The organism is Streptomyces sp. UF-297 (assembly GCF_058245575.1).
On the sequence record NZ_JBSIBZ010000042.1, the window covers coordinates 14,552 to 28,424 of the forward strand.

Here is a 13,873-nt window from a genome sequence, read left to right on the forward strand (position 1 = left end):
TGGCCACCCCCCGACGCGGGGCGCGGCGGAACTCCCCCCCTCCGTCGCGCCCCGCCCCTTTCGTGCCGTCACGGGTCCGGCAGCTCGTTGGTGCGCGCCAGCCGCGCGTACCAGTAGGCGCTGGACTTGGGCGTACGGGCCTGGGTGGTGAAGTCCACGTGCACCACCCCGAAGCGCTTGCCGTAGCCGTGGGCCCACTCGAAGTTGTCCAGCAGCGACCACAGGAAGTAGCCGCGCACATCGGCGCCGTCGGCGATGGCGCGGTGGGCGGCGGTGAGGTGGCCGTGCAGATAGGCGATCCGGGCGGGGTCGTGCACGCTGCCCTCCGCGTCGGGCCGGTCGTCGAAGGCGGCGCCGTTCTCGGTGATGTGCAGCGGCAGGCCCGGGGCCTCGCGGTGGCAGCGCATCAGCAGGTCGTACAGGCCGCTCGGGTCGATCGCCCGGCCCATCTGCGTCTTTTCGCCCGGGGGTTGGTGGAAGGCGAGGTGCTCGGCGCCGACCCAGGGGGAGCGCTCGGCGGCGCTGCTGCCGTGGCCGTCCGGGCGCTCGGGGGTGGCTGCTGCGGGGGTGTTGTCAGTGCCCGCTGATACCACTGTGGGTGTGTAGTAGTTGATGCCCAGCGCGTCCAGGGGGTGCTTGATGACGGCGAGGTCGTCCCCGCGTACGAAGGACCAGTCGGTGAGGTGGGCGGTGTCCGCGATCAGATCGGCGGGGTATGCGCCCCGCAGCGGCGGGCCGGTGAAGATACGGGTCGCCAGCGCGTCCACCTGACGCCGGGCGTCCAGGTCCGCCGGGTGTGCCGAACGGGCCCTGACCACGGCCGGGTTGAGGCTGATCGTGAGCTGTGCGCGGGAGGGGAGGGCGGCGCGCAGCGCCTGTGCGGCCAGGCCGTGCGCGAGGCTGAGGTGGTGGGCCGCGCGCGGGGCGGCCACCGGATCCGTACGGCCCGGGGCGTGCACCCCCGAGGCGTAGCCCAGAAACGCGCTGCGCCACGGCTCGTTGAGGGTGGTCCACCGCTCCACGCGGTCGCCCAGCGCCTCGGCCACGATCCGCGCGTAGTCGGCGAAGCGGCAGGCCGTGTCGCGGTGCGGCCAGCCGCACCGACGCCATCGCGCTGGTCGTCCCCGAGCCCGAGGCCCGCCTGTTCACCGAGCCGTACTTCTCCGGCATCATCCGCGGGGTGAGCGCCGAACTGGCCGGCACCGACTGGCAGTTGCTGCTCACCCTGGTCCGTACCCCCAAGGAGCACCGGCGCCTGGGCGCCTACCTGGGCGGCCACCGGGCCGACGGCGTCCCGCTCGTCTCCGTGCACCGCGAGGACCCGCTGCCCGACCTGCTCGCCCGCCTCGGGATACCCGCCGTCCTCGGCGGCCGCCGCGCCGCCCGTGAACCGCTGCCGTACGTCGACTGCGACAACACCGGCGGCGCCCGCACCGCCGTGCGGCACCTGCTCTCGCGGGGGCGCCGGGCCGTCGCCACCATCGCCGGGCCGCTGGACGTGTACGCCGCCAGGTGCCGCCTGGACGGCTACCGCCGGGCGCTGGCCGAGGCGGGGTGCGCGCCGGACCCGGCCCTGGTCGCGCACGGCGACTTCACCGAGGAGGGCGGGCGCCGCGCCATGGCCGCGCTGCTGGCCCGCCGCCCCGGCCTGGACGCGGTCTTCGCCGCCTCGGACGTGATGGCCGCCGGGGCCCGCGCGGCGCTGCGCGCCCACGGCCGCCGCGTCCCCGAGGACATCGCCCTGGCCGGCTTCGACGACTCCCCGGTCGCCCGCCACCTGGACCCGCCCCTGACCAGCGTCCGCCAGCCGGTGCAGGCCATGGGCCGCGCGATGGCCCGTGTCCTGCTGCGTCACCTGGCCGAAGGCGCGCCCCGTCACCCCGGGCTGATCCTGCCCACCGAACTGGTCCGCCGCGGCTCGTCCTGAGCGCCGCTCGCCGTGGCGGCGAGCGCGGCGCGGAACCCGCAAGGCCGGTGGGGGCCGGCCGCGCCGTTCCCCGCGCGCCTCAAGGGGCGCCGCGCACCCCCGTACGGAAGGCGATCGGTGTGCTCCCCGTGCGGTGCTGGAAGAACTTGGTGAAGTTGGCGGCGTCCGCGAAGCCGAGGTGTCCGGCGATGCGGGCCGAGGACAGCTCGCCGTGGGCCAGCAGCCGCTTGGCCTCCAGCACGACCCGGCGGTCGATGAACTCCTTCGCCCCGATGCCCGTCGCGGCGGCCGTGGCGCGGGAGAGCGTGCGCGGCGAATACCCCAGCGCCCTGGCGTAGTCCTCCACCCGGCGGCTGTGCGCGAAGTCCCGCTCCACCGCCTCCCGGAAGCGCAGGAAGGTCTCGCCCGCCTCGCAGACCGAGCCCTCGCCCTCCGGCGGCGCCTGCAGATGCGCGGCCCGCAGCACCAGTACGGACAGCAGGTGCCGCAGGACGTCCAGGTGCACCTCCAGCGGGAGGCCGCGCAGCGCGCCGAACTCGCGGTGCAGATGCTCCAGCGCGGCGCGCAGGGCCCGGGCCGCGTCGCCCTGCGGCTGCCGCACGGCGGGCCCGTACCAGTCCTCCAGCCGCGCGGCAGCGGCCGTCGCCGGGTCCAGGAACCCGGACTCGAACAGGACCAGCACGCCCTGTGCCGTGCCCAGGTCGCCGAAGTGGTGGACCTGCCCGGGCCGCACCCACACCACATCGCCCGCCGACAGCTCGTACTCCCGGAAGTCCACGGTGTGCCGCAGCAGGCCGCTGTCCACGGCGAAGAGGTGGTGGAAGCCGGGGCGGTGCGGGGTGGCCAGCGCGCAGGCCGCGGCGCGCTCGCGCAGCTCGGCGAAGGTCAGCACCTCCACGCCCGCCGGCCGCCCGGCGGGCGCCGAGAAGGCGACCTCCGGAAAGACTTCCTGTCGGTTTTTCACCATCACCGGTCCCGTGCCTACCCAGATATGCCCCGATCTCCCCTCTAGCGTAGAAGACGTCAGCGCGGCCGGTGACGGAAAGCACCATCCTCACGGGACGCGGGCACGACCCCGGGAACACCGGAGACCAAGGAGAACCAGCATGTCCAAGATCGCCATTTTCGGGGCCAACGGCACCATCGGCAGCCGCGTACTGGACGAGGCCCTGCGCCGCGGCCACCAGGTCACCGCCGTCGTCCGCGACCCCGCCAAGGTCACCAAGACCGACCCGAACCTGACCGTCGTCACCGGCGACATCCTGGACCCGGCGTCCGTCGCCGCCGTGGCCCAGGGCCAGGACGTCCTGGTCAGCGCGGTCGGCGGCGGCGACGGCCCGGGCCACATCGCCACCATCAAGCCCGCCGCCGAGTCCCTGGTCGCCGGCCTGCGCACCCTCGGTGACGCGGCCCCGCGCCTGATCGCGGTCGGTGGCGCGGGCTCGCTGCGCACCCCGGACGGCAAGCAGGTCTGGGACGCCGAGGGCCTGCCGGAGTTCCTGCTCCAGATCATGCACGCGCACGGCGACGCGCTGGACTTCTACCGCACCGTCACCGACGTGCGCTGGACCAACCTCAGCCCGGCCGCCCTGATCGAGCCCGGCGAGCGCACCGGCACCTACCGCACCGCCACCGAGGACCTCGTCGCCGCCGCCGACGGCACCAGCCGCATCTCCACCGAGGACTACGCCGTCGCCCTCCTCGACGAGCTCGAAAGGCCCCAGCACATCGGCGAGCGCTTCACCGTCGGCTACTGACCGCCCCCGCCGCCGTCGCCTTCACGACCGGGTGTCCGATCCCGCGCGGATGATCTCCCGCGCGGGCGCGGCGGATACGACGAAGGCCCGGCCTGTCAGTGACAGGCCGGGCCTTCGGCTGGGGTGAGTAACGGGACTTGAACCCGCGACATCCTGGACCACAACCAGGTGCTCTACCAGCTGAGCTATACCCACCATGACCGGTGCTGTGTGGTGTCTTGTTCCCCACCGGCTGGAGAAAACTATACAGGCTCCGGATGGGTGCTCGCTCCCGGCTTTTGCGCTGCCGGGAGCGAGCTGCGTCACTCTTTCGCGGACGGGGTGCGCGCTAGGGCGCGGGCGAGGTCTGCGCAGGCAGGACGTACTTCGCCGCGATCGACTTCGCGGTCTCGGAGTCCGGCCCCGGCTGGGGCACGAAGACGGCCTCGCGGTAGTAGCGCAGCTCCGCGATGGATTCGCGGATGTCCGCCAGCGCGCGGTGGTTGCCGTTCTTCTCCGGGCTGTTGAAGTACGCCCGCGGGAACCAGCGCCGGGCCAGCTCCTTGACGGAGGAGACATCCACGATCCGGTAGTGGAGATAGTCCTCCAGCACCGGCATGTCCCGCAGCAGGAAGCCGCGGTCCGTGCCGACGGAGTTGCCGCACAGCGGAGCCTTGCCCGGTTCCGGAACGTGCTGCTTGATGTACTCCAGTACCTGCCGCTCGGCCTCGGCCAGCGTCGTACCGCCGTCGAGCTCGTCCAGCAGGCCGGAGGCGGTGTGCATGGTGCGCACCACCTCCGGCATGGTGGCCAGCGCCTCGGCCGGGGGGCGGATCACGATGTCCACCCCCTCGCCCAGGATGTTCAGCTCGGAGTCGGTGACCAGCGCGGCCACCTCGATGAGTGCGTCACTCGACAGCGAGAGTCCGGTCATCTCGCAGTCGATCCACACCATGCGATCGTTCATACGCCTCACCCTACGGGGCGCTCCCGCTGGCTGGGCAGCACCGGACGGCCACCGGACCGGCCGAGCGACTGCTCGGGGAGCCGCGGCGCGTACGCGTCGGACTCCGGTTTGCCCACTTCGCCGGAGGCGAGCGCGGTGGCGTGGCCCCCGCCCCCGGTGGCCGTCGCGAACCGCTCGGCGCCCGTGGGCCCCGCCGGCGCCGCGGGAGCCACATGGCCGGGCGGTCCGGGAGGTCCGGGCGGGCCCGCGGGTCCGGGGCGCTCCCCGCGCTCCGGCCGCTCCGAGCGCACCGCCTGGTCGGGCACCCCGTTCTGCGGCCGGCGCGCCCGGTAGGCCGCGCGGTAGGCCGCGGGCGAGGCGCCCAGCTGCCGCCGGAAGTGGCCGCGCAGCGCGACCGGCGAGCGGAAGCCGCAGCGTCCGGCGACCTCGTCGACCGAATAGTCGGAGGTCTCCAGCAGCCGCTGGGCCTGCAGCACGCGCTGGGTGATCAGCCACTGCAGCGGCGCGCTCCCGGTCAGGGACCGGAACCGGCGGTCGAAGGTGCGGCGGCTCATGTAGGCGCGGGCCGCCAGCGTCTCCACGTCGAACTGCTCGTGCAGGTGCTCCAGTGCCCAGGCCACGACCTCGGCGAGCGGGTCCGCCCCGATCTCCTCCGGTAATGACCGGTCCAGGTAGCGCTGGTGGCCGAGGTCGGAGGCGGTGCGGCGCGGCGGTACGACCAGCCGGCGGGCGAGCGCGTTGGCCGCGTCGGCGCCGTGGTCGGTACGGACGATGTGCAGGCACAGGTCGATGCCCGCCGCCGTCCCCGCGGAGGTGAGCACATCGCCGTCGTCGACGAAGAGCTCGCGTGGATCCACATGGACGGACGGGTAACGCTTGGCGAGCGTCGGTGCGTACATCCAGTGCGTGGTGGCCGGACGGCCGTCGAGCAGTCCGGCGGCAGCGAGGACGAAGGCCCCCGTGCACAGCCCGACGATGCGGGCCCCTTCTTCATGCGCCCGGCGCAGCGCGTCCAGCGCGGCCGGTGGCGGTGCCTGGGTGATGGACCGCCAGGCCGGGACGACAACCGTCCCCGCGCGAGCGATCGCTTCCAGGCCATAGGGGGCGGAAAGTTCGAGCCCCCCGGTCGTGCGCAAAGGCGCATCTTCGCCCGCGCACACAAGTAGTCGGTACCGTGGAACGCCCGCGTCCTGGCGGTCGATGCCAAAGACCGAGAGCGGAATCGAGCTCTCGAAAATAGGGCCGCCACTGAAGAGGAGCACCGCGACTATTTCGCGGCGTCGTCGGGCGGCGAGCTTGCGTGCGGCATCTGGTACGGCAGCGGAGTCCTGGCTCATGGCGCTTAAGCCCCCCTCGGTCGTCTAGCCCTCTCGGCCCTGCATTTTTCCCCCGCCGTGATTGCCAAGATCGAATCTACTGGGTCCCGTGAGGATGGAGTGCCAAGTTCACCACCCACTGCTATGTCGATATGGCAACTTGGCGCGAAGCATTCGATCACGAAGCGTTCCACTCGTCGGGCTTGCTGGGAAGTACGCCTCTCGCCTCTGCCCACCCGCCATGGGACACAACCATGCCGAGCGGTTCTTTCCGCCCTGCTCACACACGGGTTGGAGGTCGCTTTCGCCAAGGGTTGAGCCCAGGTGCGAAGTTGGCTGAAAACGAACGCGGGCCGACTTGCGGGTGGCTCATTCGCCCGGCGTACGCCCCCCGGAATGACGTCCGCCGCGGTGTGCTCCGGTCCCCGTACGCTGGTGTCGCCCACGGTGCGCAGAGCTCTGCTCGGCGGGCAGACGGGCCGCGTGCCGCTCGGACTGCCGCAGCAGCGCCCGGCAGGCACAGGTGACCGCCGTCAGCCCGATGGCGGTGCCGGCGGCCCCGCCGACGGACGAGCCGCACACGACGAGCACGAGCGGCACCAGGGCACAGCTGAACGCCCCCCAGCGGACCACATCACTCACCGGATCGGCGGACGTGTTCGACGGACCGGGCACGGCGTACTCCCTCCAGGACGGCTGGTACTACAACGCCGCCCGGGACCAGGGGTCACCGCGATGGGTACGTACGGGGGCGAGCCGAGGGAAGTAGGGGCATTGCCATACGGCCCGTGCTCCGGCATGCTCCGGGGAACGTTCGAGGGGGGAACACCCGCCGTACAGGCGTCCGCCGTCTGCGGCAGGCTCTGGGCAGCGGGGGGAGTGGCGCCGTACTCTTGGGGTAAGGGCTTGGGAAGGTGATTCCCAGTCGTATCGTTCCCCTTTGAACTACGACACCCCTCCAGGGGTCCCTCTCGATCAAGCAAGCTCAGTCAACTGCCGGATCAAGTCAATCGCCGTTCCCCGTCCGCCCCTCCGCAAGAGGACGTCCTCGCCGAGACACCAATGGCCGGTCACGAAATCCCCGAACCCGCGGACCGCAAGCAGGTCGCCGATCCGATGGCGGACCTCCAAGCGGCGGAACAGACACGCCACTCCTGCGACCCAGCCTTCCAGCACGGCGTCGTGGTCGGCTTCGACGGATCGACGTCGAGCGAACGAGCATTGGCGTATGCAATCGGTATGGCCCGGCGCTCAGGATCGGGCCTGATCATCGTCCATGTGGCCAACAGGCTGCCGACGACCGTGTGGGCGGGCTGTGAGCCGCCGGTCTTCGTGGACGTGCCGGACCACCGTACCGAAGTGCTCGGGCTGGAGCTGGCCTGCGCCGACCATTTGTCCGAAGTGCCATGGATTCTGGTCGAGCGCGGCGGGGACATCTGCCACGAGCTGGAGGAGGTCGGCCGCGAGTACGAGGCCGACGCGATCGTGGTGGGCTCCACGCACGGCATCGTGGGCCGGATCTTCGGCTCGGTGGCGGGGCGGCTCGCGCGGCGCGCGCAGCGGCCCGTGATCGTCATTCCCTGACGTGCCGCGCCCGCGGGGTCTGCCGTCGATCTCCCGTACGCATCGGCCCAGTTGAGGCCACCGCCGGCGGACCGGCGTCCGCCCGCCGGTCCGTTTTCCGCCCGTGATCGAACCGTGTCCACTCCGTGTGCGAGAGCGGCAAATCTACCGATGCGTAGAGGTGGATTGTGCGTTTGTGAGGGGTACAACCCGATCAAGTGGGGTCAACAACTGCACAGATGCACAGAAGGGAGCTTGCCGTGGCCAAAGATGTCACCGCGGGAAGCCGGACCCGTGTGGCCGGGGGCGACGCCTCGGCGCTTGGATACCTCGCACTCGGCCTGACGCTGCTGGCGTTCGGCCTCTTCAACGCCGATGTGGTCAGCGACGCGACGGTGCGCGACGGCACCACCCTCGCGCTCTTCGTCGGCGGAATCACTCAATTCGTCGCCGGGCTCTGGGAGTTCCGCGGCGGCTCTGTGCTCACCGGCACCGCGTTCACGGGCCTGGGGGCCTTCTGGTTCACCTGGGCCAGCGCGGTGGACACCAAGGCCAGTGAGGCGGCCACCGGCTACTTCCTCCTTCTGTGGGCGCTGCTCGCGCTCAGTCTCACCGTCGCGAGCTGGACCTCGGGCCCCGTCGCGCAGGTGGTCTTCGGGCTGCTCTTCGTGGCCCTGCTGATCCTGTCCATCGCGCAGTTCGCCGGCACCGACGGACTGATCGTACGGATCGCGGGCTGGGTCGCCGTGGTGGCCGGCGCCGCGGGCTGGTACGGCGCCACGGCCTCGCTGGCCAACGGCGCACACGGCAAGAGCGTGCTGCCGCTCGGGAGGTGACGGTTCCCGGGTAGGGCGGCATCACCGCCGGCGTATGGGCGACGCCGGCACAGGGGAGGTGGGTTCCTCGCGCGTATGGTGGCACGCGCGGGGGGCCCGCCTCATTCTTCGCGCCCGAGCCGGCGCCGCTCTCGCGGAGGTGGCCGGGCGCCGTGGGGATCGCTCAACTGGTGGCCGGGGTCCGTTCGCCGGACAGGCGACGACGCCCCTCCGCCGGACAGGGGCGGGGGGCGTCGTCGGTTCCCCGGAGACGGGGGCCTGGGGCGTGCGGTCCTATTCGACCGTCACGGACTTGGCGAGGTTGCGGGGCTTGTCGATGTCCCGGCCCAGGGCCAACGCCGTGTGGTAGGCCAGGAGTTGGAGCGGGATGCCCATCAGGATCGGGTCCAGCTCGGTCTCGTTCTTGGGCACCACGATGGTGTGGTCGGCCTTCTCCTGCTCCTGGTGCGCGACCGCGAGAATCCTGCCGCTGCGGGCCTTGATCTCCTCCAGCGCGGCGCGGTTCTTCTCCAGCAGGTCGTCGTCGGGGACGATGGCGACCGTCGGCAGCGCGGGCTCGATCAGCGCGAGCGGGCCGTGCTTGAGCTCGGAGGCGGGGTAGGCCTCGGCGTGGATGTAGGAGATCTCCTTGAGCTTGAGGGAGGCCTCCAGCGCCACCGGGTAGCCGCGCACCCGGCCGATGAACATCATCGACTGGGCGCCCGCGTACTCCTTGGCCAGCTTCTCGATCTCGCCCTCGGACTTCAGGATCTCGGTGATCTGCTCGGGCAGCTTGCGCAGGCCCTCGATGATCCGCTTGCCGTCGGCGACGGACAGGTCGCGGATGCGGCCCAGGTGCAGGGCGAGCAGCGCGAAGGCGACCACGGTGTTGGTGAAGCACTTGGTGGAGACGACGCAGACCTCGGGCCCGGCGTGCACGTACACGCCGCCGTCGGCCTCGCGGGCGATCGCCGAGCCGACCACGTTGACCACGCCCAGTACCCGCGCGCCCTTGCGCTTGAGCTCCTGGACCGCGGCGAGCACGTCGTAGGTCTCACCGGACTGGGAGACCGCGACATAGAGGGTGTCGGGGTCCACGACCGGGTTGCGGTAGCGGAACTCGGAGGCGGGCTCGGCGTCCGCGGGGATGCGGGCCAGCGCCTCGATGAGCCCGGCGCCGATCAGACCCGCGTGGTACGAGGTGCCGCAGCCCAGGATCTTGATGCGGCGGATGGTGCGGGCCTCGCGGGCGTCCAGGTTCAGCCCGCCCAGGTGCACGGTGGAGAAGCGGTCGTCGATGCGGCCGCGCAGCACGCGGTCCACGGCGTCCGCCTGCTCGGAGATCTCCTTGTGCATGTAGGTGTCGTGGCCGCCCATGTCGTAGGACTCGGCCTCCCACTCCACCGTGGTCGGCGTGGCCGTCGTCGAGGAGCCCTCGGTGGTGTACGTACGGAAGTCGTCCGCCTTCAGCGTCGCCATCTCGCCGTCGTCCAGGGTGACGACCTGGCGGGTGTGCGAGACCAGGGCCGCGACGTCGGAGGAGACGAACATCTCCTTCTCGCCGATGCCCAGCACGACCGGCGAGCCGTTGCGGGCCACCACGATGCGGTCGGTGAAGTCGGCGTGCAGCACGGCGATGCCGTACGTGCCCTCGATCACCCGCAGCGCCTCGCGGACCTTCTCCTCCAGGGAGGGGGCCTGGGAGCGGCCGATGAGGTGGGCCAGCACCTCGGTGTCGGTCTCGGAGGCGAAGACCACGCCGTCGGCGGTGAGCTTGGCGCGCAGCTCGGAGGCGTTGTCGATGATGCCGTTGTGCACCACGGCGACCTTGCCGTCCGCGTCGGTGTGCGGGTGGGCGTTCTCGTCGTTGGGGGCGCCGTGGGTGGCCCAGCGGGTGTGCGCGATGCCGGTGGAGCCCGCGAAGCGCTTGGGCAGGCGGGACTCCAGCTCGCGGACCCGGCCCTTGGCCTTGGCGGTCTTGAGGCCGCCCGTCTTGCCGGAGGCGTGGATGGCGATACCGGCGGAGTCGTAGCCGCGGTACTCCAGGCGCTGAAGGCCTTCCAGGAGCAGCGGAGCGACATCTCGTTTACCGATATATCCAACGATGCCACACATGAAATGACCCTCCCGGAAAGACAGTTGAGCGGCTGAGTGGTGGTGGGCGGCGGTGGTGCGGTGTGCGCCGGCCGGTGTGCGGCTGAGGGGAGCCGGCCGATGTGCGGTCGGCCGGCGCCCTTCAGCCGTACACCAGACGGCGCAGCTGGCGCAGCGAGAGCTCGGGCGGGGCCACGGCGCGGTGCGGCAGCTCGTGGCCGATCCGCTCGAAGATCGCGTCGTTGCGCAGGCCCTGACTTTGCAGCTCGCGGTGTCTGCGCCGGACGAACTCCTGCGTCGTCTCGTCGAAGTACGCCAGCACGTCCAGCACCACCCGGGCGGCCTCGCCGCGCTGTAGCGGCGTACTGCGCACCAGGTGGTCGACAAGATCGTCGTGGGACGAGTGGCGTTCGAGCACTCGTCGATATTGCGGGGCAGTCGAGCGTTTCGCAAGAAATCTGCCCGATATCGGGCAGGGGTTCGGTTCGGTGGCTGGAATGCGGTGAGAAAACGGTCGGCATCTTGACCGAAACCGGGGCGGGCGGTACGCATGGTGACCGCTCGGTCGCTCCATGCCATGCAGGACATGTCATGCACGAAGCTCGCCGAAGGGATCGTCCATGAGACGACGCAGACTCCTGTGCTCACTGCTCCTGGTCGCGGCGGCGGGGCTGGGAACCGCCGCAGCCCCGGCACCTCAAGGCACCGACCGCACCCCCACGGCCACCCCGCTGGACCAGGTCATTCCCGCGCCCGCCTCCGTACGGCCCGGCAAGGGCGCGTACACGATCGACGAGGACACCCGCATCCGCGTGCCCGGCAAGTCCGGCGAGGCGCGGCGGATCGCCGGGTATCTGGCGGGCGTGCTGCGCCCGTCCACCGGCTACGACCTGCCGGTGACCGGCAAGGACGGCCGCGACGGCATCGTGCTGCGGCTCGGCGGCCACGACAGCAAGGGGCTCGGGGCGGAGGGCTACCGGCTCAGCTCCAGCGGCCGCTCGGTGACCATCACCGCGGACCGGCCCGCCGGGCTCTTCCACGGGGTGCAGACGCTGCGGCAGCTGCTGCCCGCCGCGGTGGAGAAGCCGACCGAACAGCCGGGCCCCTGGAAGGTGGCGGCCGGCACCATCGCCGACACCCCGCGCTACGGATACCGCGGCGCGATGCTGGACGTCTCCCGGCACTTCCTGACGATGCCGCAGGTCAAGCGGTACATCGACCAGCTCGCCCTCTACAAGATCAACACCCTGCATCTGCATCTGTCCGACGACCAGGGCTGGCGGATCGCCATCGACTCCTGGCCGCGTCTGGCCACCTACGGGGGCAGCACCCAGGTCGGCGGCGGGCCCGGCGGCTACTACAGCAAGGACGACTACCGCGAGATCCTGCGGTACGCCGCCAGCCGCTATCTGCTGGTCGTCCCCGAGATCGACATGCCCAGCCACACCAACGCGGCGCTGGCCTCCTACGCCGAGCTGAACTGCAACGGCATCGCGCCGCCGCTCTACACCGGCACCGAGGTCGGCTTCAGCTCGCTGTGCGTACCGAAGAAGATCACGTACGACTTCATCGACGACGTGATCCGCGAGGTGGCGGCCATGACCCCGGGCCCCTACCTCCACATCGGCGGCGACGAGGCGTACTCCACCAGCCACGAGGACTACGTCACCTTCATGGACAAGGCGCAGGCCGTGGTCGCCAAGTACAACAAGACGGTGGTGGCCTGGCACCAGGTGACCGAGGCGCACCCCATCAAGGGCGCGGTGGCGCAGTACTGGGGCTATGACAAGACCAGTGCCGAGGAGAAGGCGCGGGTGGTGGCCGCGGCCAAGAGCGGCACCAAGCTGATCATCTCGCCCGCCGACCGGTCGTACCTGGACATGAAGTACCACAAGGACACTCCGGTCGGGCACCAGTGGGCCGGGTACGTCGAGGCGCAGCGCTCCTACGACTGGGACCCGGGCACGTATCTGCCGGGCGCGCCCCAGGAGGCGGTCATGGGCGTCGAGGCGCCGATGTGGACGGAGTTCATCTCCACCAACCAGCACCTGGACTTCATGGCCTTCCCGCGGCTGCCCGGCATCGCGGAGCTGGGCTGGTCGCCGTCGTCCGCCCTGGACTGGGACGGCTACAAGCACCGGGTGGCCGCCCACGGGCCCCGCTGGGACGCGCTGGGCATCGGCTACTACCGCTCTCCGCAGATTCCCTGGCCCGCGAGGTGAGGTGACATGAGGTGAGGCGCTGCGAGGGGCGGCGGGCCACGGTGGCCGGCCACCCCTCGCAGCGCCCGCTAGCCCGCCGCCAGGCCCAGCTCGCGGGCGATCAGCATCCGCTGGACCTCGCTGGTGCCCTCGCCGATCTCCAGGATCTTGGAGTCGCGCCACATGCGGGCGACCGGGTACTCGTTCATGAAGCCGTAGCCGCCGTGGATCTGGGTGGCCTCGCGGGCGTTGGTGACGGCGATCTCGGAGGAGTAGAGCTTGGCGAGGGCCGCCTCTTTCTTGAAGGGCTCGCCGTGTACGAGGCGGGAGGCCGCGTCGCGCCAGGCCAGCCGGGAGGTGTGGGCGCGCATCTCCATGTCCGCGATCTTGAACTGGATGGCCTGGTTGGCGCCGATGGGCCGGCCGAAGGCGTGCCGCTGCCCGGCGTACTTGACCGACTCGTCCACACAGCCCTGGGCCAGCCCGGTGGCCAGCGCGGCGATCGCGATCCGGCCCTCGTCCAGGATGCGCAGGAACTGGGCGTAGCCGCGGCCCTGTTCGCCCAGCAGGTTGGCCGCCGGGACGCGCACGTCGGTGAAGGACAGCTCGTGGGTGTCCGAGGCGTTCCAGCCGACCTTGGAGTACGGGGCGGCGACGGTGAAGCCGGGGGTGCCGGACGGGACGATGATCGCGGAGATCTCCGGGCGGCCGTCCTCCTTGCGGCCGGTGATGGCGGTGACGGTGACCAGGCCGGTGATGTCCGTACCGGAGTTGGTGATGAAGCACTTGCTGCCGTTGATCACCCACTCGTCGCCGTCCAGTACGGCGGTGGTGCGGGTGGCGCCCGCGTCCGAGCCGCCGTCCGGCTCGGTCAGCCCGAACGCGCCCAGGGTCTCGCCCGTGCACAGCCGCGGCAGCCACTGCTGCTTCTGCGCGTCGGTGCCGAAGAGATGGATCGGCATGGCGCCCAGTGAGACGCCCGCCTCCAGGGTGATGGCGACCGAGGAGTCGACGCGGGCCAGCTCCTCCAGGGCGATGCCGAGCGCGAGGTAGTCGCCGCCCATGCCGCCGTACTCCTCGGGGAAGGGGAGTCCGAACAGGCCCATCTGGCCCATCTGGCGCACGATTTCGTACGGGAACTCGTGCCGCTCGTAGTAGTCGCCGATCTTGGGGGCGACCACGTCGTGTGCGAACTCCTCGACGGTGTGCCGGAGTTCTTCTAGCTCGGGTGCGAGCCGGTGGTCCAGTGGCATG

Annotated in this window: 11 protein-coding genes, 1 tRNA gene and 2 pseudogenes; 5 read left to right on the top strand and 9 right to left on the bottom strand. The window is 71.3% G+C overall.

Going from position 1 to position 13,873, the window contains the following annotated elements; translation table 11 throughout:
• Positions 1-68 precede the first annotated feature (68 nt).
• Positions 69-1,097 (bottom strand): annotated as a pseudogene (locus AC4IJH_RS23150) (glycoside hydrolase family 1 protein); the annotation flags it as partial.
• Here AC4IJH_RS23150 and AC4IJH_RS23155 point away from each other — a divergent pair.
• Positions 1,088-1,927 (top strand): annotated as a pseudogene (locus AC4IJH_RS23155) (LacI family DNA-binding transcriptional regulator); the annotation flags it as partial. The pseudogenes AC4IJH_RS23150 and AC4IJH_RS23155 overlap by 10 nt on opposite strands.
• Positions 1,928-2,006: 79 nt before the next feature.
• On the opposite strand, the gene AC4IJH_RS23160 reads toward AC4IJH_RS23155, so the two are convergent.
• Positions 2,007-2,894, bottom strand: a complete 888-nt coding sequence (locus tag AC4IJH_RS23160) for a helix-turn-helix domain-containing protein (RefSeq protein ID WP_490853727.1) — start codon at positions 2,892-2,894, stop codon at positions 2,007-2,009.
• 139 nt (positions 2,895-3,033) lie between these two features.
• On the opposite strand from AC4IJH_RS23160, the gene AC4IJH_RS23165 reads away from it, so the two are divergent.
• Complete coding sequence (locus AC4IJH_RS23165) at positions 3,034-3,684, top strand: NAD(P)-dependent oxidoreductase (RefSeq protein WP_490853728.1); 651 nt, start codon at positions 3,034-3,036, stop codon at positions 3,682-3,684.
• 119 nt (positions 3,685-3,803) lie between these two features.
• On the opposite strand, the gene AC4IJH_RS23170 is transcribed toward AC4IJH_RS23165, so the two are convergent.
• From AC4IJH_RS23170 to AC4IJH_RS23185, 4 genes are all read right to left on the bottom strand, one after another.
• A tRNA-His gene (locus AC4IJH_RS23170) sits at positions 3,804-3,879 on the bottom strand.
• Between the two features lie 133 nt (positions 3,880-4,012).
• The gene (gene orn / locus AC4IJH_RS23175) at positions 4,013-4,630 is read right to left on the bottom strand and encodes an oligoribonuclease (protein WP_490853729.1); all 618 of its coding nucleotides are present in this window, start codon (positions 4,628-4,630) and stop codon (positions 4,013-4,015) included.
• A gap of 5 nt (positions 4,631-4,635) precedes the next feature.
• The gene (locus AC4IJH_RS23180) at positions 4,636-5,967 is read right to left on the bottom strand and encodes a GlxA family transcriptional regulator (RefSeq protein WP_490853730.1); all 1,332 of its coding nucleotides are present in this window, start codon (positions 5,965-5,967) and stop codon (positions 4,636-4,638) included.
• 348 nt (positions 5,968-6,315) lie between these two features.
• Positions 6,316-6,621 (bottom strand): hypothetical protein, encoded by a 306-nt coding sequence (locus AC4IJH_RS23185; protein WP_490853731.1) that lies wholly within the window; start codon positions 6,619-6,621, stop codon positions 6,316-6,318.
• A 387-nt stretch (positions 6,622-7,008) separates the two neighbouring features.
• Here AC4IJH_RS23185 and AC4IJH_RS23190 point away from each other — a divergent pair, with 387 nt between their 5' ends.
• Together AC4IJH_RS23190 and AC4IJH_RS23195 are read left to right on the top strand one after the other, a co-directional pair.
• Positions 7,009-7,530 carry a universal stress protein gene (locus tag AC4IJH_RS23190; protein ID WP_490853732.1) on the top strand — a complete coding sequence of 174 codons (522 nt, stop codon included), beginning with the start codon at positions 7,009-7,011 and terminating at the stop codon, positions 7,528-7,530.
• A gap of 239 nt (positions 7,531-7,769) precedes the next feature.
• Entirely contained in the window at positions 7,770-8,345 is a 576-nt protein-coding gene (locus AC4IJH_RS23195; RefSeq protein WP_490853733.1) for an acetate uptake transporter, read from the top strand.
• Between the two features lie 273 nt (positions 8,346-8,618).
• Here AC4IJH_RS23195 and glmS read toward each other — a convergent pair whose 3' ends face one another.
• Both glmS and AC4IJH_RS23205 read right to left on the bottom strand, forming a co-directional pair.
• Positions 8,619-10,439 (bottom strand): glutamine--fructose-6-phosphate transaminase (isomerizing), encoded by a 1,821-nt coding sequence (glmS, locus tag AC4IJH_RS23200; RefSeq protein WP_490853734.1) that lies wholly within the window; start codon positions 10,437-10,439, stop codon positions 8,619-8,621.
• Between the two features lie 121 nt (positions 10,440-10,560).
• Positions 10,561-10,836 (bottom strand): hypothetical protein, encoded by a 276-nt coding sequence (locus AC4IJH_RS23205; RefSeq protein WP_490853735.1) that lies wholly within the window; start codon positions 10,834-10,836, stop codon positions 10,561-10,563.
• A 202-nt stretch (positions 10,837-11,038) separates the two neighbouring features.
• Here AC4IJH_RS23205 and AC4IJH_RS23210 point away from each other — a divergent pair, with 202 nt between their 5' ends.
• A complete protein-coding gene (locus AC4IJH_RS23210; RefSeq protein WP_490853736.1) occupies positions 11,039-12,640 on the top strand; it encodes a beta-N-acetylhexosaminidase in 1,602 nt (533 codons plus the stop codon).
• Positions 12,641-12,708: 68 nt separating this feature from the next.
• Here the strand turns inward: AC4IJH_RS23210 and AC4IJH_RS23215 are convergent, their stop codons facing one another.
• Complete coding sequence (locus AC4IJH_RS23215; RefSeq protein WP_490853770.1) at positions 12,709-13,866, bottom strand: acyl-CoA dehydrogenase family protein; 1,158 nt, start codon at positions 13,864-13,866, stop codon at positions 12,709-12,711.
• Positions 13,867-13,873 lie beyond the last annotated feature (7 nt).

Coding starts and splice junctions, on each gene's coding strand:
- orn (WP_490853729.1), bottom strand. CDS start 4,630: ATGAACGATCGCATGGTGTGGATCGACTGCGAGATGACCGGACTCTCG.
- AC4IJH_RS23160 (WP_490853727.1), bottom strand. CDS start 2,894: ATGGTGAAAAACCGACAGGAAGTCTTTCCGGAGGTCGCCTTCTCGGCG.
- AC4IJH_RS23210 (WP_490853736.1), top strand. CDS start 11,039: ATGAGACGACGCAGACTCCTGTGCTCACTGCTCCTGGTCGCGGCGGCG.
- AC4IJH_RS23165 (WP_490853728.1), top strand. CDS start 3,034: ATGTCCAAGATCGCCATTTTCGGGGCCAACGGCACCATCGGCAGCCGC.
- glmS (WP_490853734.1), bottom strand. CDS start 10,439: ATGTGTGGCATCGTTGGATATATCGGTAAACGAGATGTCGCTCCGCTG.
- AC4IJH_RS23190 (WP_490853732.1), top strand. CDS start 7,009: ATGGCCGGTCACGAAATCCCCGAACCCGCGGACCGCAAGCAGGTCGCC.
- AC4IJH_RS23180 (WP_490853730.1), bottom strand. CDS start 5,967: ATGAGCCAGGACTCCGCTGCCGTACCAGATGCCGCACGCAAGCTCGCC.